Genomic DNA, 24,685 nt, shown 5'->3' with positions numbered 1-24,685 from the left:
ATCTGGCCGATCGGGTTATCGGCGAACGCGAAAGCGGTTGCTTTTATCGCGAGTAATTCAAATGAATAAGGACTGAGACACAGCGCCAGCGTGGCTGGACTACCCATGTGTCATGGCGACGGAGCACACGGCGATGCTCTCGGCTTCAAGTATTGTCCACTCGCACATAGTGCGTTTCCGCGATGGCATGGATTTCGCTGGGAGCAATGGCACACCCACTGTTCATTGCGGAGAGATACCATGCACGATTGCGCGAATGCCGGCGCTCTGATCTTGGCCGACGGCGCCAGAGTCACACACATCATGCCATCGGTGTCGGCCGCTGATGCACTTGCCGGATACGGCCGCTCTGATTCAAATGGCGTACCAGCCGGGTCAAGTTGCTGTTCGACCGACGCACCAGAAAACATCAGTGTGGAGGTGTGGGAAAGGATTAGAGATCACCCGTGTTATTCGGAGGAAGCGCATCGCCATTATGCGCGCATGCATGTCGCAGTGGCGCCCGCCTGCAATATCCAATGCAACTACTGCAACCGAAAGTATGATTGCTCGAACGAGTCGCGGCCTGGTGTGGTATCAGAGAAGCTCGCGCCGGATCAGGCCGTGAAAAAGGTGATGACCGTCGCCTCGAGGATTCCGCAATTGACTGTCGTCGGGATCGCGGGCCCGGGGGATGCACTGGCCAATCCGAACAAAACGTTCGACACCTTTCGTATGCTTCGCGAACTCACGCCGGACATTAAGCTATGTCTTTCGACGAACGGCCTTTCTTTGCCCGACTATGTCAACGAAATTTGCGATTACGGCATTGATCACGTGACGATCACTATCAACATGGTGGACCCTGTCATCGGCGCAAAGATCTATCCATGGATCTTTTGGGATCACAGAAGAGTCACGGGCGAAGAGGCCGCGCGAATTCTGCACGAGCGGCAGATGCTAGGGCTCGACATGTTGAGCGCGCGTGGCGTACTTACGAAGATCAACTCGGTACTCATCCCTGGCATCAACAACGAGCACCTGGTCGAAGTGAATCGTGAAGTAAAGAGGCGGGGTGCGTTTTTGCACAACATCATGCCGCTGATCTCGGATCCTACGCACGGCACGTATTTCGGTGGCCGTGGCCAGCGCGAGCCTACCGCTCGCGAGTTGAAGGCCGTGCAGGACGCCTGCATGGGCGGCGCGGCCCTAATGCGCCATTGCCGGCAATGTCGTGCAGATGCCGTAGGCCTTCTGGGCGAAGACCGCCATCACGAGTTTTCGCTCGCAAGCATCGAACACATGGACGCCGTGGACAAGCTTGATCTTGGCCGTACACGTCAACGCCGCGTGGACGCCGAATGCGATGGAGAGCGCGAGATGAAACATAAGACACGAAGCTTGTCAGGAGCGACCCAGGTGCTAGGCGATGTCGAGGTGCGGATTGCCGTTGCGACGAAGGGAGGCAGGCTCGTCAACGCTCATTTCGGCCACGTTTCCGAGTTCCAGATTTTCCAGGTCAGCGCCGCTGGAGCCCTGTTTGTCGCGCACCGCCGCGTGGGCGCCTATTGCCGCGGCGGCGATGGCGATGAGGATGAATTGGGGCCGATCATACACGCGATCAACGATTGCCATGCTGTGCTGGTTGCAAAGATTGGCTTGTGCCCACGGAAGTCGCTATTAGAAGCGGGAATCGAACCCGTGGATATGTACGCCCACGAACCAATCGAAAAAGCCGCGCTTGCATGGCTCACCGACTATTGTGGCCGTCTCGCGACTGGCGAAATTGACCACACGGACCGCGGCGACGCGACAATCCCACAGATCGGGTTGACTAGGGTGGGAGAAGACGCCCCTGTTTGAGCGGCAGGTAGCGTAGTCGTCCCTACGTGCTCGGTTACACCAAAAATCATCACAAGGAGTGCATGGTATGGCCCTAAAGATCATTTCCTCCGCCTGCACTGGCTGCTCGGTTTGCGAGCCGCAATGCCCAAACGTCGCAATCATCGAGAAAGGCGGCGTCTTCGCAATTGATCCGAGGAAATGTACCGTGTGCGAAGGGCAATTCGATAGTCCGCAATGCGTGGCGGCGTGCCCTGTGGACGGGTGCATCGTGCCGGCCTAGCGCTGCGGTTCCGCTTGCCTTGCGCAGTGTACCCGACGATTGTTCAATTCGACGATTTCTAAATCATGTTGCCAAATTTTGCAGTGACACCTGCCGCCGAAAAGTTCCTTCACCGTATCGTGCGCTTTTCCGGTCTGCCATCCGGTGCGGGCGTCCGTATTTGTGTGAGTACTGGCGGTTGCTCCGGATACGAAGCCGAACTGAGTGCCACCGCCGATGCGCAACCCGGTGATGAGACTACGGAGATCAATGGACTGCGGATTTTCTTGCCGGCAGAAAGTCGGCTGTTGCTCGACGGCTTTACCGTCGACTTCGTTGAAACACTAGACAGGTGTGGCCTTGCATTCAACAAGGGCAATCAAGCATTTGGCGTCGCCGCGCGCGATGGCGCAGGCAAGTTGAGCGTCTCGCGTATCGACGCGAGTGCGATCGGACGCCGACGTAACTCATTGCCACGGGAGGTGTCATGAAGCGTGCATCCCGGTATTTAAATGAACTGGGCGTGAGGGACGTTGAGAGCGACGATGCAGTCGAACTTGCTTTTCCACCACGGTTCGCCGTTGGCGAGCGAGTGATTGCACGCGCCGTGATTCGTAACGACGGTACATACAACGGTAAGGCTATGGGGGAACTGCTCGTGAGCCAAGGCGAGGCCGGTTATGTCACGGCAATCGGCACGTTTCTGCAGCGGTTCTACGTCTATGCGGTTCACTTTTTCGAAGGAGATCGTCGTGTTGGAATGCGCGCGAAGGAGCTCTGCACGCTCGACCGCCTGCCGCAGGACGTGCTCGCCCAACTGGGGAGGCGCGCCGACGCGCTTCGCTGGATCGGTTCGTGGCACGCCGATATGGAGAAGGAGAACTGCGCGCAGATGCCGACGCTAAGCGCTGAGCGCATTAGCGAGCCGTTCGATGATGGTGGACTCCCTTAGCTCAGCCTGTTTGTGGGATAAGGCGGCATCGTACTGCGCACGTGCGGCATGTCCGCCGGTTGTCGCAGCCATACGTCTGGCGCGAATCGCTTAACCAACCCGGGAGATATAAACGTGAAGGTCACGATCCGAAAGGATGACAATGGTGTATTCAGGGCCTATGTTCTGAAGAAGGATCTCGAGGAGCCAATCGTCTACATCGATGGAGCGCAGCTTTGGGGTGGACGTATTACGCTTGCTAACGGCTGGCAGTTTCAGTTGCCCGAACTTGCGAGCGACACCACGCTTCCGGTAACTGTCGAAGCGCGGCGCGTGTCAAGCGGGTGCGAATGACATGGGCCTTACTGTGGAACAGATTCATGCGATAACTGAACTGGTTTGTACCGAACCGACGTTGCAGGAAGCCGCGGTAATTTGGCGAAAGCGCTATCCCGATGTGCGTATCATTCGGATCACCGCAGTCGAGCTAAGCGATGAGAAGCCCTTCCTCAAGTTCCGTGGTCGCCGGGTCTATCTAGCGACATGGACCGGCTTTTGCATTAATGTGACCACGGAGGCTGCGCAAGCGGATATGCTCATATTGGCAGAGGAGGCGTTTTGCGATGGCGACTGAAGAAATCGCACTTTGCGAGCTGGCATACCACACCACGGCGATCTAGCTTGTTTTCGCGGGCTTTCGAGTCGTTGGAGCGATGGTCCGACGCTCGATTCGTTCGAGCTTACGGTCGCTCGGCGCAGCGATGCCGTTGTCGCGGTGACTCGACGCTCGGCAGCTCGACGGCGCTGCGTGTGCTGGGCATCGGGCGGGTGACGCAATTACCAGCGCACCCTGCACATCCCATCCCATAGATTGCACTTGGAATTTTCTTGGCCGGCTTAGGGCCTCGCCTGTATTTGCCGATATCAACCTGCCTCGACGTGAAGAGGACAGTGCGGAATATCGGTAAGCGGACGTACGCAACTAGTCAGTGACGGCGAACGCTTGGCCTGCGAATTGCAATACCGTTTTTTTTCGATCACGGGAAGGTGGGTTGACCGTCAGTGTCGCGCGGTTCTCTTCTCGTGTGCCGTTTAAGGCTGGCTCCAGGTGAGCTCTCCGCCTCGTTCGGCATCGCGCACGTAGGATGCATCGATGAACCAATTGCCAAACGCAACATGTGGAAACCGTGCTAGTGCGAGGAGTCGGGATGTTAGGCGGTGCTATGCATCATAGAACAATACGAATCACGCGCTCTATGCCCTCTTCATCTGCACTGTGTTCCGCCTGGGCCACCAACGAAGATGTATCGGGTCCACCAACTTGGATTGTGGTTATCGGCGGGAATATTACCGCCATCTCCGTTGCTGAATGGCCCGGCCGCGTGGTAGCAGGTCGATTGTCCCAACAAGTGCGGATCATCCCAGGCAACAGTATCAGCGAGGTTGTAGTAGTAGAGGTTGCGCTGATAAGCTGCGCGGCCATATAGTTGACTGTCCAAACTACCACTACCGGCGCCCAGCCAAGACGTAAGCCCAGTTGTTTCTGTACCAAACCCAATCGACGTTGCGTTATGACTGCTCTGTCCGCCTTGATAGAACTCCGCGGGGTAGTAACCAATCGCGACGCCGTTACGTAAGAGCCACCAGTTCCCGTGTGCTTCGCGATGATATCCGGCACTAAACTCGTGCTGTTGACCGCCGGGAGAACTGATGTCAACTAACGCGCCCCCGAGTACCGCTTTCTCCGAAACCTGCACGCAATCCCCGCAGCTGTTGTTCCAGCATCCGGTGTTCACGTAGTTATCGGCGGTGCTGAAGATGAAGAAGTGCGGCAGATTGTCCGCAAACATGGAAGGAGAGACTACCCAGCCAGTCTCTTCTGACTGAAGAGGATTTGCACCGCCGGCTCTGTCTCCACCAAGAATCCAAATCTGGGACAAACTGAAATACTGACCCGCCGCAGCATCCACTTTCGGATTCCAGACATTGAACGTGACGTTGCCCCCGAGATTCTCGACGTTTTGCACGAATGTCGCATATTTGTGTGCATAGGGATCCGCGGAGAGTAATTGACTCGCGAAAAAGGGTGCATTCGCTAATTCGCTGCTTGACGGGAGCCTGGTCATCGGTGGAGGCGCCTTTCTGTGATATGCATCTACTGTCGTAAATCGACTAAGCTCTTCCAATGTGACTCTATTCAAGGGGACGCTGCCCGTACCACAGCTTGGCGTATTCACACCGTTTTGCAACTGTTCAGACGACCCTACCGATCGGCTGGATAAGTCACGGTTGAGGTTTGTCGCTGACGCTAACTGTGGAGGTGTTGCGATTTGCCTTATTTGATATCTCCGGACAGCAGGTTGCTCCATCACCGGAACGCAGTCATAGGTTTGGCCGTTCGCAAAAAAACTCCTTGAGACGTGTACTCCATTGTAACGTTCAATAATCGCTTGGCGCATCCCTTCGAAAGCAGACGGATCATTGACTTTGTAGTTGCGCGATATTGGAGGTTGATGATCTGACTCAAGATGCGCCTCGGACTCGGGCCAAGAGCAACCAATAAAATCCTGAGCGGCGGCCGCTCTCGTGTCAGCCATGAATCTGTCAAATGATTCGATATGGGAATCCATGCTCTGTGAGTATGCGGGCATTGTCCATGTTAATATCCCCATCAGACACACAGAAGAGACATACTGAATTGTGTTTGCAAGTCTACCGAGTTGTTTCCCGTTGTCAGGATTTACAACGGGGAATTCTTGTGCGCTGAGGTAAATAGACTGCGGCGACATATGATTTTGGAGTTAACTTTTTTGCAAGGCAGATGTGGAATGACAGGCGCCAGCTCCTTGTGGCGTTTCAAGGTCGATGCAATAATTGCATGCGCTCAGCCGCGGAATAATTGCTCAAATGCCCCTCACGAGCGGCCTGGCGGCGTGCTGCCGCAATGAGTGCCTTGTTGCGTGGAGGGGCGGACGGTGCGCTGACCTGCTTATCCATCGCATTACTGCTACAGCGCGGACAGGACGCCAACGAATTGGTGCGTACGAGTGTCTCGAATCGAAAATTGCAGTTGCGGCATACGTAGTCGTAAAGTGGCATGAGAAGTTTTCCTCAATGGGCAAGGTTGTGCGACGGAGCATCATCGGCGAAACGCGACGATTCGCGCATGGCGTTTTTGAGTCGGTCTACCGTTAGCAGCAGCTGTAGTCCAAAATCCGTGGCCATGTCGAAAGCAGTTCGCCCATCTGGCGCGACCAAGCTGTTACTCGCACCAAGGGATATTAGCAACCACATGACGTCGACTCTGCCGTTGGCGGCTGCCTGCATCAGGCATGTGACGTCATGCGCATTGGCATGATCGACATTAAGACCGGCACTGACCAACCGTAGAATCGGTCCGGGCGTTCCGCATAGACATGCGTACCAAAGCGCATCGTTTCCGTTGTCGTCGAGCGCACTGACGGGTGCACCTTCGTCGAGCAACGCGGCGACGATACGGTCTTCCCCGTGCATCGCTGCGAGCATCAGCGGCGTTATGCCGTCAACGCTGCAGGAATGGGCATCCGGAAAGTCGTGTGCCGACAACCATCTAGCGACTGACGAACGTGCACGAGCTTGCAGACCTTCATCAGCGAGCGGGGGGCTTTGACCGTTCCCTTTTCGACGTGCGGCAGCATCGATTAGCAATGCCATGGAAATTCTCCAGTTAGATTACGTGAGCGTTGTGGTAGCTTCTGTGCATGGCGGCATCTTCATGTGGAAGCACCGCGGCGAAATGCAACTTAGACCGGTCTGTTTTCGTTAGGATCACGGACTGGGCCCATCAGTTCGAGTCCCTGCGCGTAACTGATGGGATCGAAACACAAGTCGAACTTCGACCCAGCATCGGCGACCGCGTCGAGTTTTCCCGCGGTGTCCTTTTTCTTCAGCTCTGCCTTGTCGAGATACAGGAGCTCAAGTATTTCGTTGTAGACCGTCGATTCCACGATAGGCAGGACATAGAATACCGCGCCCAGGTAGTGCGCCTGATAGCGACTCGAAAGATCGATGTTGTCGCAGAACAGAAAGTACTTTCCGTTGGGCGAGAGTGCGTCTCCCAACACTTCGGCGACGTCTTTCAGATGTTCGAAGCTCAATACCCACCCCGCGAAAAATATGAGATGCGGGTTGCCGACGTCGGCCACTGCCATGACCTGCTCGCAAGACAGCTCAGGCGGGCGCGCTTCGTCAGCGAGTTGCGGTCCGAAGCGCAGCGCGAGTTCGCCGCGAAAACCGATGCGCCCAGGTGTACTGGTGGGACCCTTGAACACTGCATTGAGTAAACGGCCCTCGCGCTGCAAGCGGGCGAAAACGGTCTGGTCAAGGCCCTTGTCGATAGTCATATCGTTCATTAGGTTCTCCTCTTAAGTTTGAATAACTTGTGAAATGGCAGTGACAGTTCGCAATTGGTCAAGAAGTATGGAGTTTCGTTTGCAACTTTCGTACCAACAATCCCTCCCTTTCTGGCCCGCTGCCATTGACCGAGGCGGGCCGACAATGGTGGTGCAAATCTGGTTTGCTACAACAACGCACGATTTGTCAGGAAGCCGACGCTGCGAACGTCGGTAGGCGCCATGCCGGCATGTTTGCTCAAAGCGCGATTTGCAAGGCATTTCGACGATTCTGGAGCCTTGGCATAGAAACTGCACTATAGCGATTCGCGCGGACACCATCCGGCCGATGCGTGACTCCACAGAAGAAGATCATATGGACACTGCACGCTGAGGACATGATCGCGGCTTTGCAGCCTTGATTGGCAACCTTGGTTTAATCCTTCTATCTCAATGGAGTACCACGATGGCTCAACTTCGACAGATCGCTTTCTACGGAAAGGGCGGGATTGGAAAATCGACCACGTCGCAAAACACGCTCGCGGCGCTCAGCGACCTTGGGCAAAGGATCCTCATTGTCGGCTGCGATCCGAAGGCAGACTCGACACGGCTGATACTGCATGCGAAGGCGCAGGACACAATTCTCTCTCTCGCGGCGGAAGCCGGCTCTGTGGAGGACCTCGAACTCGAGGATGTCATGAAGATTGGCTACAAAGACATACGCTGTGTGGAGTCGGGCGGTCCTGAGCCGGGTGTCGGCTGCGCGGGTCGCGGTGTGATTACGTCGATTAATTTCCTGGAGGAGAATGGCGCCTACGACGGAGTGGAGTACGTCTCATACGATGTGCTGGGCGACGTGGTGTGCGGAGGCTTTGCAATGCCAATTCGCGAGAACAAGGCACAGGAGATTTATATCGTGATGTCAGGCGAGATGATGGCTATGTACGCTGCGAACAATATCTCAAAAGGGATTCTCAAGTATGCCAACAGCGGTGGTGTGCGTTTGGGTGGCCTCATTTGCAACGAGCGCAAGACCGACAAGGAACTCGAGCTTGCGGAATCGCTCGCAGCGATGCTTGGCACACGTCTGATCCACTTCGTGCCGCGCGACAACATCGTGCAACATGCGGAACTACGCCGCATGACGGTGATCGAGTACGCGCCAGAGAGTGCACAGGCCGCCCAGTATCGTGCGCTTGCAGAGAAGGTGCATAACAACGCCGGCAATGGCGTGATCCCAACGCCGATCACGATGGACCAACTCGAAGATCTCCTGATGGAAAAAGGAATCATGGTGCAGGTCGATGAGGCGAAGGTTGGCAAGACAGCGGCTGAACTGACCGCCTGACGGCTGCGGGGATGACGGTTGCCATGCGGCGTACGGCAACCGACTCCGGCGATCACATTTCTCCACTTATGGATATGCAATGACCGCAACGGTTGAAGAACGTAAGGCCGCTCACAAGGCTCTCGTTGACGAAGTGCTGCGAGCTTACCCGGAAAAGATGGCCAAGCGGCGGGCCAAGCATTTATGCACTTTCGAGCAAGGTAGGCCGGACTGTGGGGTGAAGTCCAACATTAAGTCGCTGCCTGGTGTGATGACGATTCGCGGCTGCGCATATGCCGGTTCGAAGGGCGTGGTCTGGGGACCGATCAAGGACATGATTCACATCAGTCACGGACCCGTCGGCTGCGGCCAGTATTCGTGGGGTTCACGCCGCAATTATTATGTCGGAACAACCGGAGTCGATACGTTTGTCACAATGCAGTTCACTTCTGACTTTCAGGAGAAGGACATTGTGTTCGGTGGCGACAAGAAACTCGACAAAATCGTCGATGAGCTCCAGGAGCTGTTTCCGCTCAACAGAGGCATATCAGTTCAAACCGAATGCCCGATCGGTCTGATCGGCGATGACATCGAAGCAGTTTCGAAGAAGAAGAGCGCACAGTATGGCGGGCACACAATCGTACCCGTACGCTGCGAGGGATTTCGCGGCGTATCGCAGTCGCTTGGGCATCATCTCGCAAACGATGCGATTCGCGATTGCGTGTTCGACCGGGTCGATCCAAATAAACATTCCGCGCTCGAGTCGACTCCGTACGACGTTGCGATCATCGGTGACTACAATATCGGTGGCGACGCATGGTCAAGCCGCATTCTCCTTGAGGAGATGGGTTTGCGCGTTATTGCGCAGTGGTCGGGCGATGGCACGCTCGCTGAACTGGAGAATACGCCGCGCTCAAAGCTTAACCTGCTCCACTGCTACCGGTCAATGAATTACATAAGCCGGCATATGGAAGAGAAGTATGGTGTCCCTTGGCTGGAATACAACTTTTTTGGTCCCACAATGATTGAAAGGAGCTTGAGAGAGATTGCGAGCCGATTTGACGACACGATCAAGATCAATGCCGAGAAAGTGATCGCCAAATACCGTCTGCTAATGGATGCGGTAATCGCGAGATATAAGCCACGCCTCGAGGGTAAGAAAGTGATGCTTTTTGTAGGCGGCCTTCGCCCGCGCCACGTCATCGGGGCGTATGAAGACCTCGGCATGGAGGTCATTGGCACCGGCTACGAGTTTGCCCACAACGATGACTATCAGCGCACTACGCATCACATTCACGACGGCACGCTAATTTACGACGACGTGACCGGCTACGAATTCGAGCGGTTCGTCGAATGCATGCGGCCGGACCTCGTCGGTTCAGGAATCAAGGAAAAGTACGTCTTTCAGAAGATGGGTGTTCCGTTCCGTCAGATGCACAGTTGGGATTATTCAGGACCGTACCACGGATACGACGGATTCGCGATCTTTGCGCGCGACATGGACATGGCAATTTCGAGTCCTGTCTGGAATCTTTCCAAGGCACCGTGGAAAAAGGCAGCGTGAGCCAGGCCGGGCCGTTGGCGGTACGTCCGTGTCGCCGGACGGCTCTTCAGGAAATCGATTCAGGAGGGAGTCATGCCCCAATCAAGCGACAACATTCTCGATCACGAACTGCTCTTTCGCGAGCCGGAATATCAGACGCTTTTGCGCAACAAGAAGCAAAATTTTGAGTTTAACCATCCTGATGAGGCAGTGAGGGAGGTTGCCGAATGGACAAAGACTGAAGACTACAAGCAGAAAAACTTCGCGCGCGACTCGCTAACCATCAATCCAGCGAAGGCCTGCCAGCCTCTGGGGGCGGTATTTGTGGCAAACGGATTTCATAAAACACTGCCGTTCGTGCACGGCTCTCAGGGCTGCGTGGCCTATTACCGCTCACACTTTTCGCGGCACTTCAAGGAGCCGACGTCGTGCGTGAGTTCATCAATGACCGAAGACGCGGCGGTTTTCGGGGGCCTCAATAATATGATCGACGGTCTGGCGAATGCATACAACCTTTATAAGCCCGAGATGATCGCCGTATCGACGACCTGCATGGCAGAGGTCATCGGTGACGACCTCGATGCATTCATCAAGAATAGTAAGCAGAAGGGGAGCGTTCCGCAAGACTACGACGTGCCGTTCGCTCATACGCCCGCGTTTGTCGGCAGTCACGTGACGGGTTACGACAATGCTCTGCTGGGTATTCTCAAACACTTCTGGGACGGTAAGGCCGGTACCGCAACACCACTCATACGTGTGCAGGACGAGAGTGTAAACTTTATCGGTGGCTTTGACGGTTTCGTGGTGGGCAACATCAAGGAGGTTCGACGTATCTTCGATCTGTTCGGCGTGAACGTCAACATCATCTGCGATCCTTCAGACACATGGAATACACCGACGGATGGCGAATTCCGCATGTACGAGGGTGGGACCACGAAGGAAGAAGTTGAACGTGCCCTGAATGCGAAAGCAACGTTCATTTTTCAAGAGTATTGCTGCGAAAAGACGGCGAAGTATATCGCGGAACACGGCCAAGAGGTAATTGTGCTTAATTCGCCAGTCGGCGTTGCTGGTACCGACCATTTCCTCATGGAGATATCGCGTGTCACGGGCCAACCGATTCCGCCTGAACTGGAAAGGGAGCGGGGGCAACTCGTTGATGCAATGGCGGACAGTCAGGCTATTCTCCATGGCAAACGCTATGCACTCTACGGCGATCCCGATCAGATGCTAGGGTACACGCAATTCCTTCTCGAGCTCGGTGCAGAGCCGGTGCATGTTGTGTCGACAAACGGTAACGACGGCTGGGCCGAGAAGGTTAAGGCGTTGTTGGACGCGTCGCCATACGGTGCGGGATGCAACGCCTATCCGAAGCGCGATCTCTGGCATCTGCGCTCGCTGCTATTTACCGAACCAGTCGATTTCCTGATCGGCAACACTCATGGGAAGTACCTGGAGCGTGATACGGGGACACCGCTAGTGCGACTCGTGTTTCCTATTTTTGACCGGCACCACTATCACCGTTTTGCGACGTGGGGATATGAGGGAGGATTGCGCGTTCTATTGGCATTACTTGACGAATTCTTCGAAAAGCTCGATGCTAGTACGATCGATATTGCGAAGACTGATTACAGTTATGACATTGTTCGATGATGGCAGGACGGTTGTTGCCTAGGCTTGGTTTGCCCAGCCCCTCGACGTGGGCGATCGTGCGCGGCCGCTCAGCAGAGCGCGGTCCGCACGACTTTTTGACTAGTCGTCCACAGCACCCAGGTATGGCCGCGCTCCGTAGTCCGATTCGCAACCTTGCTCTAAAAGCGCTTGCTGGAAGTTGCAAATCTCGCTGAATTAACTTGATTCAATGAGAGAGGGCAGCGGAAGCAAGCCCTGCTGGTGTAAAGCGGGAATCGCACGCTCGTCTTCTCCGAGGAGCACGCAAATGGACGCGTCTGACACAACCCTCCGTGGACGAATACGGCGCTAGGTGACCGCCTGGACATGGCTATTGAGCGGGGTGAGAAGAACTGGAAGGTCCGCGCGTTCGCCACGTCGATCCCGATCAATTTGATCGCCATGAAGTTTGTTGCGATTTCGAACCGTCGTCCAGGACTGAGGTGCAGCTGCCTATTTCCGGCGAGTTGAGTGGCCGTTTCGGTGAAGTCGAACAGGCTAGGGGCGTGCGGCGTAGAGTTCAACTCTGCTGCGACTGTTCGAGATCGGACCAGGCGCGTCCTTCTTGCGCATCGAATCGCCTCTTCGCTGCAAGCTTGTGAGCGTAATGGATGTTCAGTATCGTATCGGCAAGTGGGGGTTTTGAGCCGGGCGCGCCCGTGCTCGAGGGAAATTGGTTGCTAATGGTCGAGTACAGCGTGCCGGCGTGATAGTCGCTTCAATACCTCAAATAGCCGGGTGAAGTCCACGTACAGCACGGAAAGGCCGTGTAGTCTGCTGGAGCAGTCTTTCCCGGCGCCAGTGGCCCTGTCAGGATCAGGTTCTGTGCGTTGCGGATCCAGTCAAAGCTGGCGAGCGACGAGACCCTTGTCGAGTCCGCGGCTCTTGCCGGCAGCGTCTCGCATCGAGATTGAACCCGGTACCCGTGTTCGCGCCACGGTATAGCGTCGATCCAGCGCCGTTGCGACTCGTGCTCCGTAGGCTGATGCCAGCATGATTGCTCGCCCAGAGGTACTCACATATGGCTGGCAACGGGTGTTAGGTGACTGAATGAACCCGTAAGTGCGTTCATTCCGGTACTGTTTATACCAGCGCGCAAACCAACCGAGGCTTGCACGAGTCTCATTGCATTCGGTGGTCCGCGCGTCGCCAATTCACCATCTTGTTCTGCATCGAGACCACGTGCAAGCGGTATAAATATCGGCATGCTACGATGTTAGCGCGGACATGAGGTAAATGATTCACTGCGGCCGCAGGATGTTGATGCGCTCGGACTTTCAATCACGAAGCGCGGAAGCGGGGTATCTTCCTCATAGTCGATCCGCGTGCCGATAAAATAACGCAGGCTAGTCTCGTCCACGAACACAGTGAGGCCCTGTGTAAACACTTTCGTGTCGGAAGCGCTTACGGAGTCAACCAGGACAATAAAATATTCTAGCTGTCCTCCCGCATGAAATTCAGCACGCAGTCGAATATAAAGCGGCGCTTCGTGGCTCTGCGTGACAAGCTCGGCCGCTTCTTTTGCTGCTCGGGCCGTGAACGTAAAAAATTCACACGCGGATTCTGTAGATATGCTTGATCGTTGGGAAATCATAGATTTTCCTGGAAGATTAATAGAGAACTATATCCGTCTTGACAATGTGACTCTGCACGAGGAAAGAAAGCAAGTACTGCGCCACAACACTCGCTCGAAATACTATTGATCAGGTACGGAATTAGGTTGCTGAGGCGAGTGTGCATCCGGAGACCGTGTAGCGACAAGCCAAATTATTCACGCTGTTGAACTCTCCCCCCAGACGTCGTCACCAAGAGTGAAGCGATGCGCGGAACGGCACGGTGGAGATCTCCTTGCGCCATAGCAAACAAGTGAGCGAGATCCGCGGTGCGAGCCTTGCGACTCATCGCGAGTCGATAGACGTTCTATTTAACCAGTTGAAGTTCGCCATCTTGGACGTCTACATTCGACGTTAAACTAAGTTTGTCCTATACACGGAGAAGCTATCCCCACGCTCAGGAAACGCAGGTGGAATAACGGCGCGAAGTTAGCGGATATAGAATGGTTGGCGCAGGCGACGCTCGCTCAGGGAAAACGAGTTGCACGGATAGCGCATGAAAAAACGATACATTTTTCGGATGCCATCTAATTCACCAGATGGGAGATGAGTGCAATGAAATTGATAACGAATTCAGTCGCCGCCCAGAAGGGCATAGCCGACTTGGATTCCGTAGACCGCGCGATCCTCAGACACTTGCAGCAAGACGCGTCGCTATCGATTGTCAGCCTTGCAGCGAAAGTGAAACGCAGTGCGCCTGCGTGCCTGCGGCGCGTGGAACGGCTCAAGAAGACGGGACTAATACGAAGAGTCGTCGCACGGCTCGACGCGAAGGCTCTCAGCGCAGGCATGTTCGCGGTAATCGGGATCATGCTGGACGGCTCGACGCCCGAGGCGTTTGCCGCATTCGAGAAAGCGGCGCAGAAGGTGTCGGGCTGCGTTGCGTGCCACGCTGTGAGCGGGAAGTTTGACTATATCTTGCTCGTTCGAGCACGCGGCAATGAAAGCTTCAACCGGTTGCATGCTGCACAATTGTTGCACCTGCCGGGAGTACGGGAACTGCGTAGCTTCAAGGTGTTAAAGGAAGTCTTATCGACGCAGGCGATACCGCTGTAACCGCAAACGCTTGAAAAGGTAGGCTTGACCTGTGTCAATCAACAGACAGGTTCTGGTCGTAACCAAACGACACGCTTCGAATCGCCCTGCTGGCATCCGCAGACCAAACTCGTGACGGGTAAACTATTGACCTATCCGGCGACGAAGACCGTTCGTAGTGGCGCGAGCAGACTGAGTTGCGCCAGCAACATCCCAACTCATGTTCAGTAAAGTTTCGCCGGCAACCGAAGCCGACTGGATGCACTTCGCGCAACGCGCCGCGCTGTCACAATCCAGACAATTCAGACAAAGGCAACGTGAGACCGGCCCCGCTGTTACGGTGATCGGGAATGGCGATGCATGCGAGAAACACCTTCCAAGTTTAGGTGGGACAGGCATGGTCCTTGCGTGCCGTCGGCCGCTAGGTTAGAAGGCACAGACAAGTTAAGACCTTTCGTGAATGTGAAAGCGCTTAACGATGACATAAAACTCGCCGCCTCGCTACGGACGGCTTCGCGGCCAACTTTGTCATACGGAGCAACAACATGAAAGTACTGGTTGATAAACTGCACCGGCTTTCGTCGGCTGAGGACTTCTTCCGATTCTTCGCCATCTCATATGACGACAAGGTGGTGGACGTAAGTCGATTACATATACTAAGGCGTTTCTTCCAGTACATCAGACAGGCGGAGGACCTGTCCGCGGATCACGACGCAACCTTATTCTTGGTTTATCGAAATCTCCTGCTGAAAGCGTACAACGACTTTGTCATTTCCACGCCCGCTGAGCAAAAGGTGTTCAGGGTTCTTCAGGAAGCCGACGGAGAGCGGCATATCTCTCTTGATAGCCTGCGTGAATCCCTGCCGGCTCGGGCTAACAATTGAAGTTGGTGAGCGAGTCATATTGGTGCTTGTCTGAGTCGTCACGATGCAACTCCTCGTTTGATGCACGTTGTGAAGTTCGGTTGACTTGTCCTTGTGAACATCTGCCAGGAGTGGTCCATCAGCAGCCTCCACGTCCGGCTGACGAGCGGACACGAGCGGTTTCGATGCTTTCATGGCCGTCTTCGTCCCCGCATGCCATTTCTGTCGGCGGAACAGCGCTTTACACAACTCATAGCGGAACTTATGCGTCTGGAACGATGGGGTGGAAGAAGGAGTCCTGTGGGCGACAGGGGGCGGCACTAGCTCCTATGAACCAATGTCGCCGTGGCAATCTGCGCTAAGATCCTCTGCGGGTCCATCTGGGCGCGACGTGCCCGACACCCTTTGATGCAAAGGCGGAAACTGGGGCGTGTCTACGGCACGGCAATGCCTCGCCGTTTGGCGGAACAAGCTTGGCCTCACCGATTTTCGTCGGACTCTTCGCTCGCTGTCAGCCAGTGACAATACATTCGGTTTCCCCGGCGCATCGATATATAAGACTGCGGCCGCTAATCCGCCGGCGGTTCACGATGCAGTCAAAGGTAACAACTGCTTTCTGGGTCACAGGTACCGCGTCGGCCTAGGCTGGGATTATCCGACCGGTTGGGGAAGTATTGATTTCGGGGGGGACCTGGGATCGGTGACAGCACACGCGCCTTGCGCGGCTCCGGAGCGGGCTTCTTCGGCACGTTCAACCGGAACAAGAAAAGCATCGCGGTCTATGTGAAAGACCCGCGTGGCGTGGAAATCGTCTACAAGCTGCTTGCCGGGGCGGACGTCTTCAGCGAAAACGTCAAGAGTGGAACGATGGACAAGCTAGGCCTCGGGTATGTCGCGCTTTCCAGGGTCAATCCACGTCTCGTCTATGTGTCGCACAAGGGGTTTCTGCCTGGCCCATACGATCATCGCACCGCGCTCGACGAAGTCGTGCAAATGATGGGCGGACTCGCTTACATGACGGGGCCCGAGGGCAGACCGCCACGCGCCGGGACGAGCGTCAACGACATCTTGGGCGGTATGTTCGGCGCAATCGGCGCGATGGCGGCGCTGGCTCAACGCGAACGCTCGGGCTGTGGTCAGGAAGCGCAGAGCGCGTTGTTCGAGAACAATGTGTTCCTCGTAGCCCAGCACATGATGCAGTTTGCCGTGACCGGCCAGGCCGCGGCGCCGATGCCGAACCGCATTTCCGCGTGGGCTGTCTACGACGTGTTTTCGGTCAAGAACGGCGAGCAGATTTTTTTGGTGGTTGGTCTCCGATACCCAATGGGCACTGTTCTGCGACGCTTTCGGGCTCGCCGAGGTGACTTTGCCGCCCGATGCCAGCGGCGCAGGGCGGCCCATCGAGACGAGGACGGCGCTGCGGCCCTAGACGCTCGGCGGCGAGCGCTTGCAACTGCGCGCGGCACCGCTCTCACTGGGTCAGGACACGCGAGCGCTTCTGATGGGTCTCGGATACACGCCGGAGGATGTGAGGCGATTGACCGAGTTCGGTGTCGTCAAGTGTGCGCACAGCCAGCCTGGCGATGCGTCGAAGCCTTCGGCGAACGAAGTCGCCAGCGCCTGAAGCAGCCACGTAACACGAAAGACACATGGAATCATCGAGCCGCGGAAGCCGGAGAGGCCTCCGCGCGGCCGGAGACACGACATGACATCCATCTCATCAAACATCGCAACGGGCGGCGCGTTCGCGTCCATTCATGAGCAGTCCGCGGTCAGGAAGGCGGCGTGGCGTTTCATTCCGCTGCTCGCGCTTGCGTACTTCTTCAACTACCTGGATCGCACGAGCGTCGGTTTCGCGGCGTTGACGATGAATCGCGATCTGGGTTTGACCGCCACACAGTTCGGCTGGGGCGCGGGCATCATGTTCGCCGGGTACTGCGTGTTCGAGGTTCCGAGCAACCTCGCGTTGTACCGCTTCGGCGCGCGGCGCTGGCTCGCGCGAATCATGATCACGTGGGGCTTCTTCGCAGTGGCAACAGCGCTGGCCGTGGGCCCAAAGAGCTTTTACGCGATCCGGCTGCTGCTGGGTATCGGAGAGGCCGGCTTCTTTCCGGGCGTGATTTTCTTCCTCGCGGTCTGGTTTCCGGCTGGCTATCGCACGCGCGTGCTCGCATGGTTCACCGTCTCGACGCCGCTGTCCTCGCTTGTGGGCGGGCCGCTCTCGGCGTGGCTACTCCACATGGACGGCGTTTTGGGACTGGCGGGCTGGCGGTGGATGTTCATCGTTCAGGGATTGCCCGCGTGCGTGCTCGGTTTTCTGGTGCTCAAGACGCTGGCGGACAAGCCTGCCGATGCAACCTGGTTGTCCCGTGACGAACGGCAAGCGCTGCAAAGCGTAACCGATCGGGAAGGCACGTCGAGTCAGAAAAAGAAAGATTTCGTCGCGGCGTTGAAGGACGTGCGCACCTACATTCTGTCAATGATTTCTTTCGGCTTCACGATGGGCTCTTACGGCATCGGCATCTGGTTGCCTCAGATGCTGAGAGGTCATGGAATGAGCGTGACGCAGACCGGCTGGACGTCGGCCGTGCCGTACTGCTTCGCCACCATCGCGTTGCTCTGGTGGGCAAAGCGAGTCGATCGTCGCGGCGGCCCGATCGGCAATCTCGCCGCAGGTTTTTTTATCGGCGCGATCGCGCTGGGAATCTCGACGTATTTCCATCAACTGGTTCCGGCGATGACCGGCATCACGCTGGCGCTGATCGGGACGATTGCAGGCCGGACGATCTTCTATACGCTCCCGGCGCGATTCCTTTCCGGACAGGCCGCTGCCGGCGGGTTGGCGTTCATCAACTCGATCGGTGCGCTGGGTGGCTTTGCGGGGCCGTACCTCGTGGGGTACCTCAAGGACAGTTTTGGTACGTTTTCGGCCGGCATGACGGGTCTTTCGATCGTGCTGGGTATCACGACCTTGCTGACCTTGTCCCTCTATGCCTTCGGTCGCGGAGATTAAGAATGGAGCCACGTCCCTCGTCCCGACGCCGTCAGGTCCTCGGTGCTCTCGCAACATCGATGTTGTTGCCCGCTATCAGCGCGCGTCTTGCATTTGCAAAAGAGGAAACGCATTCCGTGAGTATAACCAACAACTACCTGCCCGTTCGTGTCGACTGGCTCGCCTCCGGTGCCGAAGCGGCGCTCGAACCCGATATGCCGATCATCGACGCGCATCATCACTTTTACGAACGACCGGGCTGGACCTACCTTCTCGACGAGTACCTCGAGGACGCGCGCACGGGTCTTGCCAACGATTTGAGCACACAAAATCCGATCGCCATTACGAACGCTATGGTGGGTGGGAAGACATTGGGCGCGTATGATTTAAGAAAAAGTCTGGCGGGGGGTAATATTTCGCAAACCATGACCAATTACTTGACATGGGATCCGTCGGTTGACGACCTCTCTGCATACACTCCGATATTTGCATCGTACGTGTATAACACCCTTAAATACCAGGCCGTTTCCGGATATCAAGGAATGAATCAAATAATTGCCTCGGCCTGGAACAGAATCACGAGTTACCCCGATGGTTCCCAGCTTCCGTTTCCGGACGCAACGATTTTTATCGCGGATGAAATGGCGATCAATCCCAAAATGCAAGTGTTGACCGCTGCCGGGTATTACGATGCCGTCGTTCCCGCCGCGAAGGTCGATTGGGACATGCGATACGTTTTCGATCCCAAGGGTGGCCAGGTGCCGCAATCGCAAATGCAATCGAACTATACACGGATCCGGTACCCTGGTGGTCACATGGGGTATGCTGACGATGTGAGTCGTCAGCAGATGCATGACTTGCTAGTCAGTTTCTATGTTAAGGCGGCGAGTACATCACTTCCATCGATGACGAGATAGCTGCTGGCGTGAAACTTGAATCTTTTCTAGACTCATGGTTCTGGGTTGGTGATGGCTGTCGCCGTAGGGGCGCCCCCTTGTCACTTGTTTTCAATGCAAACGAGCGATTGGTGAGAGAGCCGTTGGCTCGTTGCGGACTAAGTTTTAAAGAACCAAGCGGTGCACGACTCGCTGCAGTCGGAGTGCGCCATTCTGGAGGTGGCGGCTCGTGAGTTCGGTCAGGAAGCGGATGAGCCGGGAAGGCATTGTGGGTACGCTGAACGGTCAGGGATCCTGAGGAAGCTGCAAGGGCCGCGTGGTGCGGTTCGCGGCAAGCGGGTTCGCCGACGGCTTCGGAGACGAGCGTGCCGCGCTCCGACTTCATCTATGTCTCGCCGTGGTAGGAATGGCGTTACGACCGGCCATACTGCTTGGCGCTCTCTACCGTAGATGATGGTAGCCATGGGGGCTACGCTTCGGAAATAAGAGCCAACAACGCGACTTTGGCGCATCGGGCAAGTGGCATCGGTAGACGACTCGATTCCCGCGATTTCAGCTTCCTCGTGCGTTCCCCGAAGGGAGGGCGGCGTTCATGCCATCTATCTAAATCACGGAATATCGTTACCTCAGCACGAGTGAAGGACATGACATACATCAACCGACGTTGTTGTTACCGTGTTAGGCTTCAATTACTGGCCGCGCACATTAACCCACTTCACGCGAGTGCGAAACGCCAGTCACTCCACCACTTTGTGGCCAAGGCAGACTGGTCTGATCCTGCGGGGGCTCGAAGCTCTTGCGCGAAAGCGGCAACACCAGGCCCGAACAGTAACCCTTGAGGCCGGAACGACGATCGGCGTGCCCTAACACCTGCCCCAGATGATTCAGATACGCGTCAAATTCGTCGACACCTTCTCTCATCGCGACGGCCCGGAGTTTGTATTATTCAATAATACTAGGTATCTCTTCGCTGAAAATTTATTTTGTGACACAATAAGACTTCTATGGGGCAATGGAAGGCAAGCCCTTTCTCGATCCGTTTTTCCGTCAGTTATCTCCCATCGAGAGTGCAACAGGTTATCCACGGCCGACCGGCGGGGTCGCCTTTTACGACCACGACGCTGGCCGACGGTGGATAACCTGCTCGATCACATGTTTCGCAATCCTCCATATCAAGCGAGAACAGTAGTGTGGTCGGGTGTCTGAAGTCCGGACACTTGACCGGGCCAACTTCTATCCGTGCCGGCACGAGACCGGGCACCACATACCGCATGCGCAAGGCGCTGGCCCCCCCTTATGGACGCACCCCATCTAGAACTACGGTTACCTGCGAAGGTAACCCGCTTACTGTCCGGGCGCGCCGAACCTTCAAACGCTGTTGCCGCTCGACGTTGGCTACTCAGGTCGCTGTCACCTTCTTGGCAGGGGGCTTGAGGGTTGCCCAGAGGGGAATCTCACCGAATTCCAGATAGCGCCATAGCGCGACCGCCAGACGTCTGGCAAGTGCCACAATGCCGATGCGTCGCATACGCTTGCCGCCGCTTGCAAAGCGCTCGTTGAACCAGTCGCTTAGCTGGCTGCTGCGCGGAAGCGCAACCAGCTCCACCATCAGCCATCTGGCTCGCTTGTCGCCGATCTTGCTGATGCCCTGCTCAACCTCACTGGCGCCGCTGGCATAGGGCGTCGGGGCCAAGCCCAGGCAGCCGGCCACTTCACGGCGGTTGTGAAACTGCCGCCAACCGAACAGTTCCCTGATCAGGACCCATGCACTGCCAGTGCCGATACCCGCAAGGCGCGCGAGCCGCGCAATCGCGGGTTGCGCACCTCGCGCTGCTGCTGTACCTCGAGCGCCCTGATCTGCCTGGCAGCGAGCAACAGCCGTTCGAATTCGCGTTCGATCTCGGCGCACAGGGCTGGCAACAGCTGTGTGGTGTGCTGCGCCCACGCGCGGCCACCGATTCGCTCGGGCCGCAGGTTGTGGAGTACCAGCAGCGAGCGGATGCGGTTGCTATGGGCAGTGCGCTCCTACCGCAGGCGATCGAGTTCACGGTGTACCCGCCGCTCATCTTCCTGTTCGGGGATGGGGATACGTGCGACCGCCCAAACCCGGCGCTCACCACCGTAGTAACACATCAGCATTGACAGCAGCTTGTCGCTGTCGAGACGGTCGGTCTTGGCGCGACGTCTGCGCCGGTTCACTTCGATACTGGCTGAATCCACCACCAGGTTCGTGATCTGATGTCCTTCCAGGCAGCGGCGCAGCCAGAAACCGTTACGCCCGGCTTCATAACAGCTGCGCACCGGGGCATCGATGGTCAGATGACAGCGCGCTTTGGCCTTTGAAATCGCCGTGAAGACTGCGGCCGTATCGCCAGCGGCCACTGTGCAGCGGCTCGGCGAGCGCACCCCACCGCCCAGCGAGAGCTTCCAGCTCCTGTCACCCAGTTCAAAGGCGACATACAGCGATCCGGTGATGGTTGTATCCTGCCCATGAAGGGCCGTGCGAGGCGCATTCATTTGCGTACTCCTCTCGGGAAAACGGGTGTTGGAATCTCCGTTTTACTCCAGGAGGCTTACTTCCACGGCCCCTCCATAGTATCTATTGCTGCGAACCGAGCCAATCCAGAGCCGGACGTGTCATGCCAGCAACGGATCGTTGGTTCCGTACATGAGTACGGCGCCTCGCTTCGAACCAGAAGTGTCGGTCAACAGCGCAGCTGATCATAACAGCAGGGAACCGGTGGCCGCGGTAAAGCGATTTCGTCGCGTTCATTGTCCGCTTCTAACGAGCGCCTCATCGCCAGCGTGACGGCGCATTTTCGGGCAATGGAGAATTGCCATCATGCCAATGCCCGCGCGGCCAAGCGGGGCGGCGAGGGGCATCGATATCGCCGAGCTCGTATTGGAAGCGCTCCAAGGTTGCGGCGATCGCTGCATCAATCTCATCTTCCGATCGACCGCGGTAGCGAAACCGGCCGAGGATCTCGTCGTAGCCGCCCTTGCCGTCGAAGACATGATTTGCCTTCGGCGTAATGGCCGCATACAGCGGTGCGATACCGTCCGGGACAACGGCTCGCACGAGGCGGCTACCGGTCGCCCCGGGGAGCATCAGAAACCCTCCTAGCTCGGTGGAGCGGGCCGCTGCCCCTACGCCTAGCTCGGATCCGAGCGGCGTCCCGAAGTTGAGTTGCTGACGAACCCACAAGCTGAACAGGTTAATGCCGTAGAGATCGCGGAACAGGAACGGAATTTCGCCGCCGCCTACGCGCGCGCCGATCTCAAGGAAATACAGGCCGTCGCCGCCGCGAATCACTTCGAGATGAAAGGCGCCGTCCACCAGCGACAGGGCGCGAAGACTCGTTTGCGCGAACGCGAGCAGTTCGTCGTTCGACGGTCCAGGCTGCAACATTATCGAGCCGAGCGGTTTGCCATTGGCGAAGTCGAGGCATGAGTTAAGGTAGCGCGACGCCCGGATCAGCAACGGCTTGCCGCTCGAGACGATACCGTCAACGTGATAGATCGGCCCTTCGATGAACTCCTCGCATTCGTACGAGCTGCCCGTAAGTCGGGGCAGGAGCGCATCGAACTGTTCCACCGAATCGACCCGGTGGACACCGACGCTTGCCGCGCCGGTTCGCGGCTTGACGACAAGCGGATACCGCAGCCCGGCGACAGTGGCGAGCGCGTCGTCCTGATCGTTCAGTTCGACGAACTGCGGCACGCGCAGACCGGCCGCACTGACGACGCGCTTCATCACCGTCTTGTCGCGAAAGCGTGCTGCGGTGGCGGGCCGGTCGCCCGGGACGTCGAAGGTCTCCCGCAGCTGCGCCGCGGCGAGCAGGTCGAATTCGGACAGCGCGATCAGTCGGTCGACGCCGTTCAGCCTAGTGCGGCATGCGTCGAACGCCGCGTGTAGCCTGTGCATATCGTTGAAGTCCGGGAGGATCTCGATGTGCGAGATGCGTGTCGCTTCGAGAGCTTTCGCGCCTTCCGGTGTGCACAGATAGGCAACGTCGTGCGCTTCGTGATTGATGTATCGGTGATAGGCGGCAAAATCGTCGGACCAGCGATTCATTACGACGCTTCGGGTACGGCGGGGGAAGGGGGTGTACGTCATCGCGAGTCGTCCTTCAATGTCAACCCTATTTCGAGCGCGCATTGCGCGTCGTTCAGTCGGCGTTCGAGCGTGGGGCGATCGGGCGCGGTAAATAGCACGTGGCCGACCCGGCCACGGAAGTCAGTCGGCGGCGATACCCAGTCGCCGGTGCACGGATAGATTTCCGCTTCTTGGAAGCCAGGCTGCGCACGCACATCGTCAAGCCCGCTGACACCGACGAACGACCCGGCTGCCTCGGGTGCGAGAAACCGGACGCCGCTTACCTGCGTGCTCCGCCGGTGGCAGTATCCCGGTGCCGGATCCCGTTCCCCGAGATAGCTGCGGAGCATGACTTCCGGGAGCGAGATTGACTTAGCTAGCTCAACGAGCCGGTAGATCCGGTCGCCACCGAGCCGCGCGGCGATTTCGATCAGCGTGGGACCGTCGCGCGTCATACGCACTTCCGCATGAAACACGCCCAGCGTCAGGCCGATCTGTCTCGCCACCGCTTCGACATACGCGCTCAGGCGAGCTCGGTCGCGGTCGTCGAGCTTAGCGTCGACCACATGTCCCATCTCGACGAAGTAAGGCTCGGGCCCGAGGATCTTTTCGGTAACGGCAAGCACGCGCGGACCGAGCGAACCGACGTAGCCTTCTACGCTGTATTCGGGTCCGTCGAGATACTGTTCAAGCATCATTGCTTGACCAACTTCGTGGCCCATGTCCGGCACAGATCGACTCGCAACGCTGTCGATCGTCGCGTGCAACTGCGCGAGTGAATCGACGCGGCGCACCAGTAGGCTGCCGCAACCATCGACCGGCTTCACAACGGCAGGAAATCCGACGTGCACCGCCGCGCGGGTGACGTCGCCACGCTTCGCGATCGACGCGAAACGCGGCACGGCAAGCCCGGACATGCTAAGTCGCTGGCGGCTACGGTATTTGTCGCGTGTGAGCGCGGCCGCTTCGGGCGCTAGATGAGGTAACCCCAATTGCGCGGCCGTCTGCGCGACGACGTCGACCGCGTACTCAAAGCCGGGAACGAGCGCGTCGATGCCTCCGACTGTCCGCACTGCCGCAGCGACGTCATCAGCCGAGCCAGTGTCGACACTCGTCAGCGACGCGACGGTCCGTAGGTGCGTTGGCGGCACGATGCGAGTATCTGCGCAGAACACGTGTACCGGGTGCCCGAGCCGCTGCGCTGCAGCGATCAGCGCGGTGCCCGATGAGACAGGCTCTACTACGACAATAGCCACGATGCGCTC

The 24,685-nt window shown here is 57.1% G+C and carries 24 protein-coding genes; 14 read left to right on the top strand and 10 right to left on the bottom strand.

The genetic code is table 11. The annotated features are described in order from the left end of the window. The first annotated feature begins 240 nt into the window (after nt 1-240). The 6 genes from nifB (at nt 241) to VSR72_RS38640 (ending at nt 3,648) form a co-directional block, all read left to right on the top strand. Nucleotides 241-1,842, top strand: coding sequence for a nitrogenase cofactor biosynthesis protein NifB (gene nifB, locus VSR72_RS38665; RefSeq protein ID WP_342957471.1), 1,602 nt, complete (start codon nt 241-243; stop codon nt 1,840-1,842). A gap of 67 nt (nt 1,843-1,909) precedes the next feature. Next, nucleotides 1,910-2,104: a 4Fe-4S binding protein gene (locus VSR72_RS38660; RefSeq protein ID WP_342957470.1), complete on the top strand. Its 195-nt coding sequence runs from the start codon at nt 1,910-1,912 to the stop codon at nt 2,102-2,104. Between the two features lie 65 nt (nt 2,105-2,169). Continuing rightward, the gene (locus tag VSR72_RS38655) at nt 2,170-2,574 is read left to right on the top strand and encodes an iron-sulfur cluster biosynthesis family protein (RefSeq protein ID WP_342957469.1); all 405 of its coding nucleotides are present in this window, start codon (nt 2,170-2,172) and stop codon (nt 2,572-2,574) included. Next, nucleotides 2,571-3,035, top strand: coding sequence for a nitrogen fixation protein NifZ (locus VSR72_RS38650; protein ID WP_342957468.1), 465 nt, complete (start codon nt 2,571-2,573; stop codon nt 3,033-3,035). Before VSR72_RS38655 ends, VSR72_RS38650 begins: the two co-directional genes overlap by 4 nt. 114 nt (nt 3,036-3,149) lie before the next feature. Beyond that, nucleotides 3,150-3,368 (top strand): putative nitrogen fixation protein NifT, encoded by a 219-nt coding sequence (gene nifT / locus VSR72_RS38645; protein ID WP_342957467.1) that lies wholly within the window; start codon nt 3,150-3,152, stop codon nt 3,366-3,368. Between the two features lies 1 nt (nt 3,369). After that, nucleotides 3,370-3,648 carry a hypothetical protein gene (locus VSR72_RS38640; protein WP_342957466.1) on the top strand — a complete coding sequence of 93 codons (279 nt, stop codon included), beginning with the start codon at nt 3,370-3,372 and terminating at the stop codon, nt 3,646-3,648. 631 nt (nt 3,649-4,279) lie between these two features. On the opposite strand, the gene VSR72_RS38635 is transcribed toward VSR72_RS38640, so the two are convergent. The 4 genes from VSR72_RS38635 to VSR72_RS38620 form a co-directional block, all read right to left on the bottom strand. Next, nucleotides 4,280-5,611: a neprosin family prolyl endopeptidase gene (locus VSR72_RS38635; RefSeq protein ID WP_342957465.1), complete on the bottom strand. Its 1,332-nt coding sequence runs from the start codon at nt 5,609-5,611 to the stop codon at nt 4,280-4,282. Nucleotides 5,612-5,870: 259 nt separating this feature from the next. Next, a complete protein-coding gene (locus VSR72_RS38630; protein ID WP_342957464.1) occupies nt 5,871-6,113 on the bottom strand; it encodes a zinc ribbon domain-containing protein in 243 nt (80 codons plus the stop codon). 12 nt (nt 6,114-6,125) lie between these two features. After that, nucleotides 6,126-6,707 (bottom strand): ankyrin repeat domain-containing protein, encoded by a 582-nt coding sequence (locus VSR72_RS38625; RefSeq protein ID WP_342957463.1) that lies wholly within the window; start codon nt 6,705-6,707, stop codon nt 6,126-6,128. Nucleotides 6,708-6,796: 89 nt separating this feature from the next. After that, nucleotides 6,797-7,405, bottom strand: a complete 609-nt coding sequence (locus VSR72_RS38620; RefSeq protein ID WP_342957462.1) for a hypothetical protein — start codon at nt 7,403-7,405, stop codon at nt 6,797-6,799. Nucleotides 7,406-7,850: 445 nt separating this feature from the next. Here VSR72_RS38620 and nifH point away from each other — a divergent pair, with 445 nt between their 5' ends. From nifH to nifK, 3 genes are all read left to right on the top strand, one after another. Then, entirely contained in the window at nt 7,851-8,732 is an 882-nt protein-coding gene (gene nifH, locus VSR72_RS38615; protein WP_342957461.1) for a nitrogenase iron protein, read from the top strand. Between the two features lie 79 nt (nt 8,733-8,811). Continuing rightward, nucleotides 8,812-10,275, top strand: a complete 1,464-nt coding sequence (nifD, locus tag VSR72_RS38610; protein ID WP_342957460.1) for a nitrogenase molybdenum-iron protein alpha chain — start codon at nt 8,812-8,814, stop codon at nt 10,273-10,275. A 72-nt stretch (nt 10,276-10,347) separates the two neighbouring features. Continuing rightward, entirely contained in the window at nt 10,348-11,907 is a 1,560-nt protein-coding gene (gene nifK, locus VSR72_RS38605; RefSeq protein ID WP_342957459.1) for a nitrogenase molybdenum-iron protein subunit beta, read from the top strand. 736 nt (nt 11,908-12,643) lie between these two features. Here the strand turns inward: nifK and VSR72_RS38600 are convergent. Further along, nucleotides 12,644-12,763 (bottom strand): hypothetical protein, encoded by a 120-nt coding sequence (locus tag VSR72_RS38600; protein WP_342957481.1) that lies wholly within the window; start codon nt 12,761-12,763, stop codon nt 12,644-12,646. 378 nt (nt 12,764-13,141) lie between these two features. Next, a complete protein-coding gene (locus VSR72_RS38595) occupies nt 13,142-13,519 on the bottom strand; it encodes an iron-sulfur cluster assembly accessory protein (RefSeq protein WP_342957458.1) in 378 nt (125 codons plus the stop codon). A gap of 574 nt (nt 13,520-14,093) precedes the next feature. Between VSR72_RS38595 and VSR72_RS38590 the strand changes: the two genes are divergently transcribed. The 5 genes from VSR72_RS38590 (at nt 14,094) to VSR72_RS38570 (ending at nt 19,345) form a co-directional block, all read left to right on the top strand. Beyond that, the gene (locus tag VSR72_RS38590) at nt 14,094-14,594 is read left to right on the top strand and encodes an Lrp/AsnC family transcriptional regulator (protein WP_342957457.1); all 501 of its coding nucleotides are present in this window, start codon (nt 14,094-14,096) and stop codon (nt 14,592-14,594) included. 524 nt (nt 14,595-15,118) lie between these two features. Further along, nucleotides 15,119-15,457, top strand: coding sequence for a nitrogenase stabilizing/protective protein NifW (gene nifW / locus VSR72_RS38585; RefSeq protein WP_342957456.1), 339 nt, complete (start codon nt 15,119-15,121; stop codon nt 15,455-15,457). A gap of 696 nt (nt 15,458-16,153) precedes the next feature. Beyond that, a complete protein-coding gene (locus VSR72_RS38580; RefSeq protein WP_342957455.1) occupies nt 16,154-17,197 on the top strand; it encodes a CaiB/BaiF CoA-transferase family protein in 1,044 nt (347 codons plus the stop codon). After that, nucleotides 17,142-18,449 (top strand): MFS transporter, encoded by a 1,308-nt coding sequence (locus VSR72_RS38575; protein ID WP_342957454.1) that lies wholly within the window; start codon nt 17,142-17,144, stop codon nt 18,447-18,449. The genes VSR72_RS38580 and VSR72_RS38575 overlap by 56 nt, the downstream gene beginning before the upstream one ends. 2 nt (nt 18,450-18,451) lie before the next feature. Continuing rightward, a complete protein-coding gene (locus VSR72_RS38570) occupies nt 18,452-19,345 on the top strand; it encodes a hypothetical protein (protein WP_342957453.1) in 894 nt (297 codons plus the stop codon). A 1,378-nt stretch (nt 19,346-20,723) separates the two neighbouring features. Here VSR72_RS38570 and VSR72_RS38565 read toward each other — a convergent pair. From VSR72_RS38565 to VSR72_RS38550, 4 genes are all read right to left on the bottom strand, one after another. Continuing rightward, the gene (locus VSR72_RS38565; protein WP_342957480.1) at nt 20,724-21,233 is read right to left on the bottom strand and encodes a transposase; all 510 of its coding nucleotides are present in this window, start codon (nt 21,231-21,233) and stop codon (nt 20,724-20,726) included. Nucleotides 21,234-21,349: 116 nt separating this feature from the next. After that, entirely contained in the window at nt 21,350-21,841 is a 492-nt protein-coding gene (locus VSR72_RS38560) for a hypothetical protein (protein WP_342957452.1), read from the bottom strand. Between the two features lie 277 nt (nt 21,842-22,118). Continuing rightward, on the bottom strand, nt 22,119-23,399 hold the full coding sequence (locus VSR72_RS38555) for an ATP-grasp domain-containing protein (RefSeq protein WP_342957451.1): 1,281 nt from the start codon (nt 23,397-23,399) through the stop codon (nt 22,119-22,121). Nucleotides 23,400-23,437: 38 nt separating this feature from the next. After that, nucleotides 23,438-24,676: an ATP-grasp domain-containing protein gene (locus VSR72_RS38550; RefSeq protein WP_342957450.1), complete on the bottom strand. Its 1,239-nt coding sequence runs from the start codon at nt 24,674-24,676 to the stop codon at nt 23,438-23,440. Between the last annotated feature and the right edge of the window lie 9 nt (nt 24,677-24,685).

This window comes from Paraburkholderia sp. JHI869, from assembly GCF_038900775.1.
Classification (GTDB): Bacteria; Pseudomonadota; Gammaproteobacteria; order Burkholderiales; family Burkholderiaceae; genus Paraburkholderia.
This window is presented reverse-complemented; position numbering and strand designations above follow the sequence as displayed.

Coding starts and splice junctions, on each gene's coding strand:
- nifB (WP_342957471.1), top strand. CDS start 241: ATGCACGATTGCGCGAATGCCGGCGCTCTGATCTTGGCCGACGGCGCC.
- VSR72_RS38660 (WP_342957470.1), top strand. CDS start 1,910: ATGGCCCTAAAGATCATTTCCTCCGCCTGCACTGGCTGCTCGGTTTGC.
- VSR72_RS38655 (WP_342957469.1), top strand. CDS start 2,170: ATGTTGCCAAATTTTGCAGTGACACCTGCCGCCGAAAAGTTCCTTCAC.
- VSR72_RS38650 (WP_342957468.1), top strand. CDS start 2,571: ATGAAGCGTGCATCCCGGTATTTAAATGAACTGGGCGTGAGGGACGTT.
- VSR72_RS38640 (WP_342957466.1), top strand. CDS start 3,370: ATGGGCCTTACTGTGGAACAGATTCATGCGATAACTGAACTGGTTTGT.
- VSR72_RS38635 (WP_342957465.1), bottom strand. CDS start 5,611: ATGGCTGACACGAGAGCGGCCGCCGCTCAGGATTTTATTGGTTGCTCT.
- VSR72_RS38630 (WP_342957464.1), bottom strand. CDS start 6,113: ATGCCACTTTACGACTACGTATGCCGCAACTGCAATTTTCGATTCGAG.
- VSR72_RS38625 (WP_342957463.1), bottom strand. CDS start 6,707: ATGGCATTGCTAATCGATGCTGCCGCACGTCGAAAAGGGAACGGTCAA.
- VSR72_RS38620 (WP_342957462.1), bottom strand. CDS start 7,405: ATGAACGATATGACTATCGACAAGGGCCTTGACCAGACCGTTTTCGCC.
- nifH (WP_342957461.1), top strand. CDS start 7,851: ATGGCTCAACTTCGACAGATCGCTTTCTACGGAAAGGGCGGGATTGGA.
- nifD (WP_342957460.1), top strand. CDS start 8,812: ATGACCGCAACGGTTGAAGAACGTAAGGCCGCTCACAAGGCTCTCGTT.
- nifK (WP_342957459.1), top strand. CDS start 10,348: ATGCCCCAATCAAGCGACAACATTCTCGATCACGAACTGCTCTTTCGC.
- VSR72_RS38595 (WP_342957458.1), bottom strand. CDS start 13,519: ATGATTTCCCAACGATCAAGCATATCTACAGAATCCGCGTGTGAATTT.
- VSR72_RS38590 (WP_342957457.1), top strand. CDS start 14,094: ATGAAATTGATAACGAATTCAGTCGCCGCCCAGAAGGGCATAGCCGAC.
- nifW (WP_342957456.1), top strand. CDS start 15,119: ATGAAAGTACTGGTTGATAAACTGCACCGGCTTTCGTCGGCTGAGGAC.
- VSR72_RS38575 (WP_342957454.1), top strand. CDS start 17,142: ATGACATCCATCTCATCAAACATCGCAACGGGCGGCGCGTTCGCGTCC.
- VSR72_RS38570 (WP_342957453.1), top strand. CDS start 18,452: ATGGAGCCACGTCCCTCGTCCCGACGCCGTCAGGTCCTCGGTGCTCTC.
- VSR72_RS38560 (WP_342957452.1), bottom strand. CDS start 21,841: ATGAATGCGCCTCGCACGGCCCTTCATGGGCAGGATACAACCATCACC.
- VSR72_RS38555 (WP_342957451.1), bottom strand. CDS start 23,399: ATGAATCGCTGGTCCGACGATTTTGCCGCCTATCACCGATACATCAAT.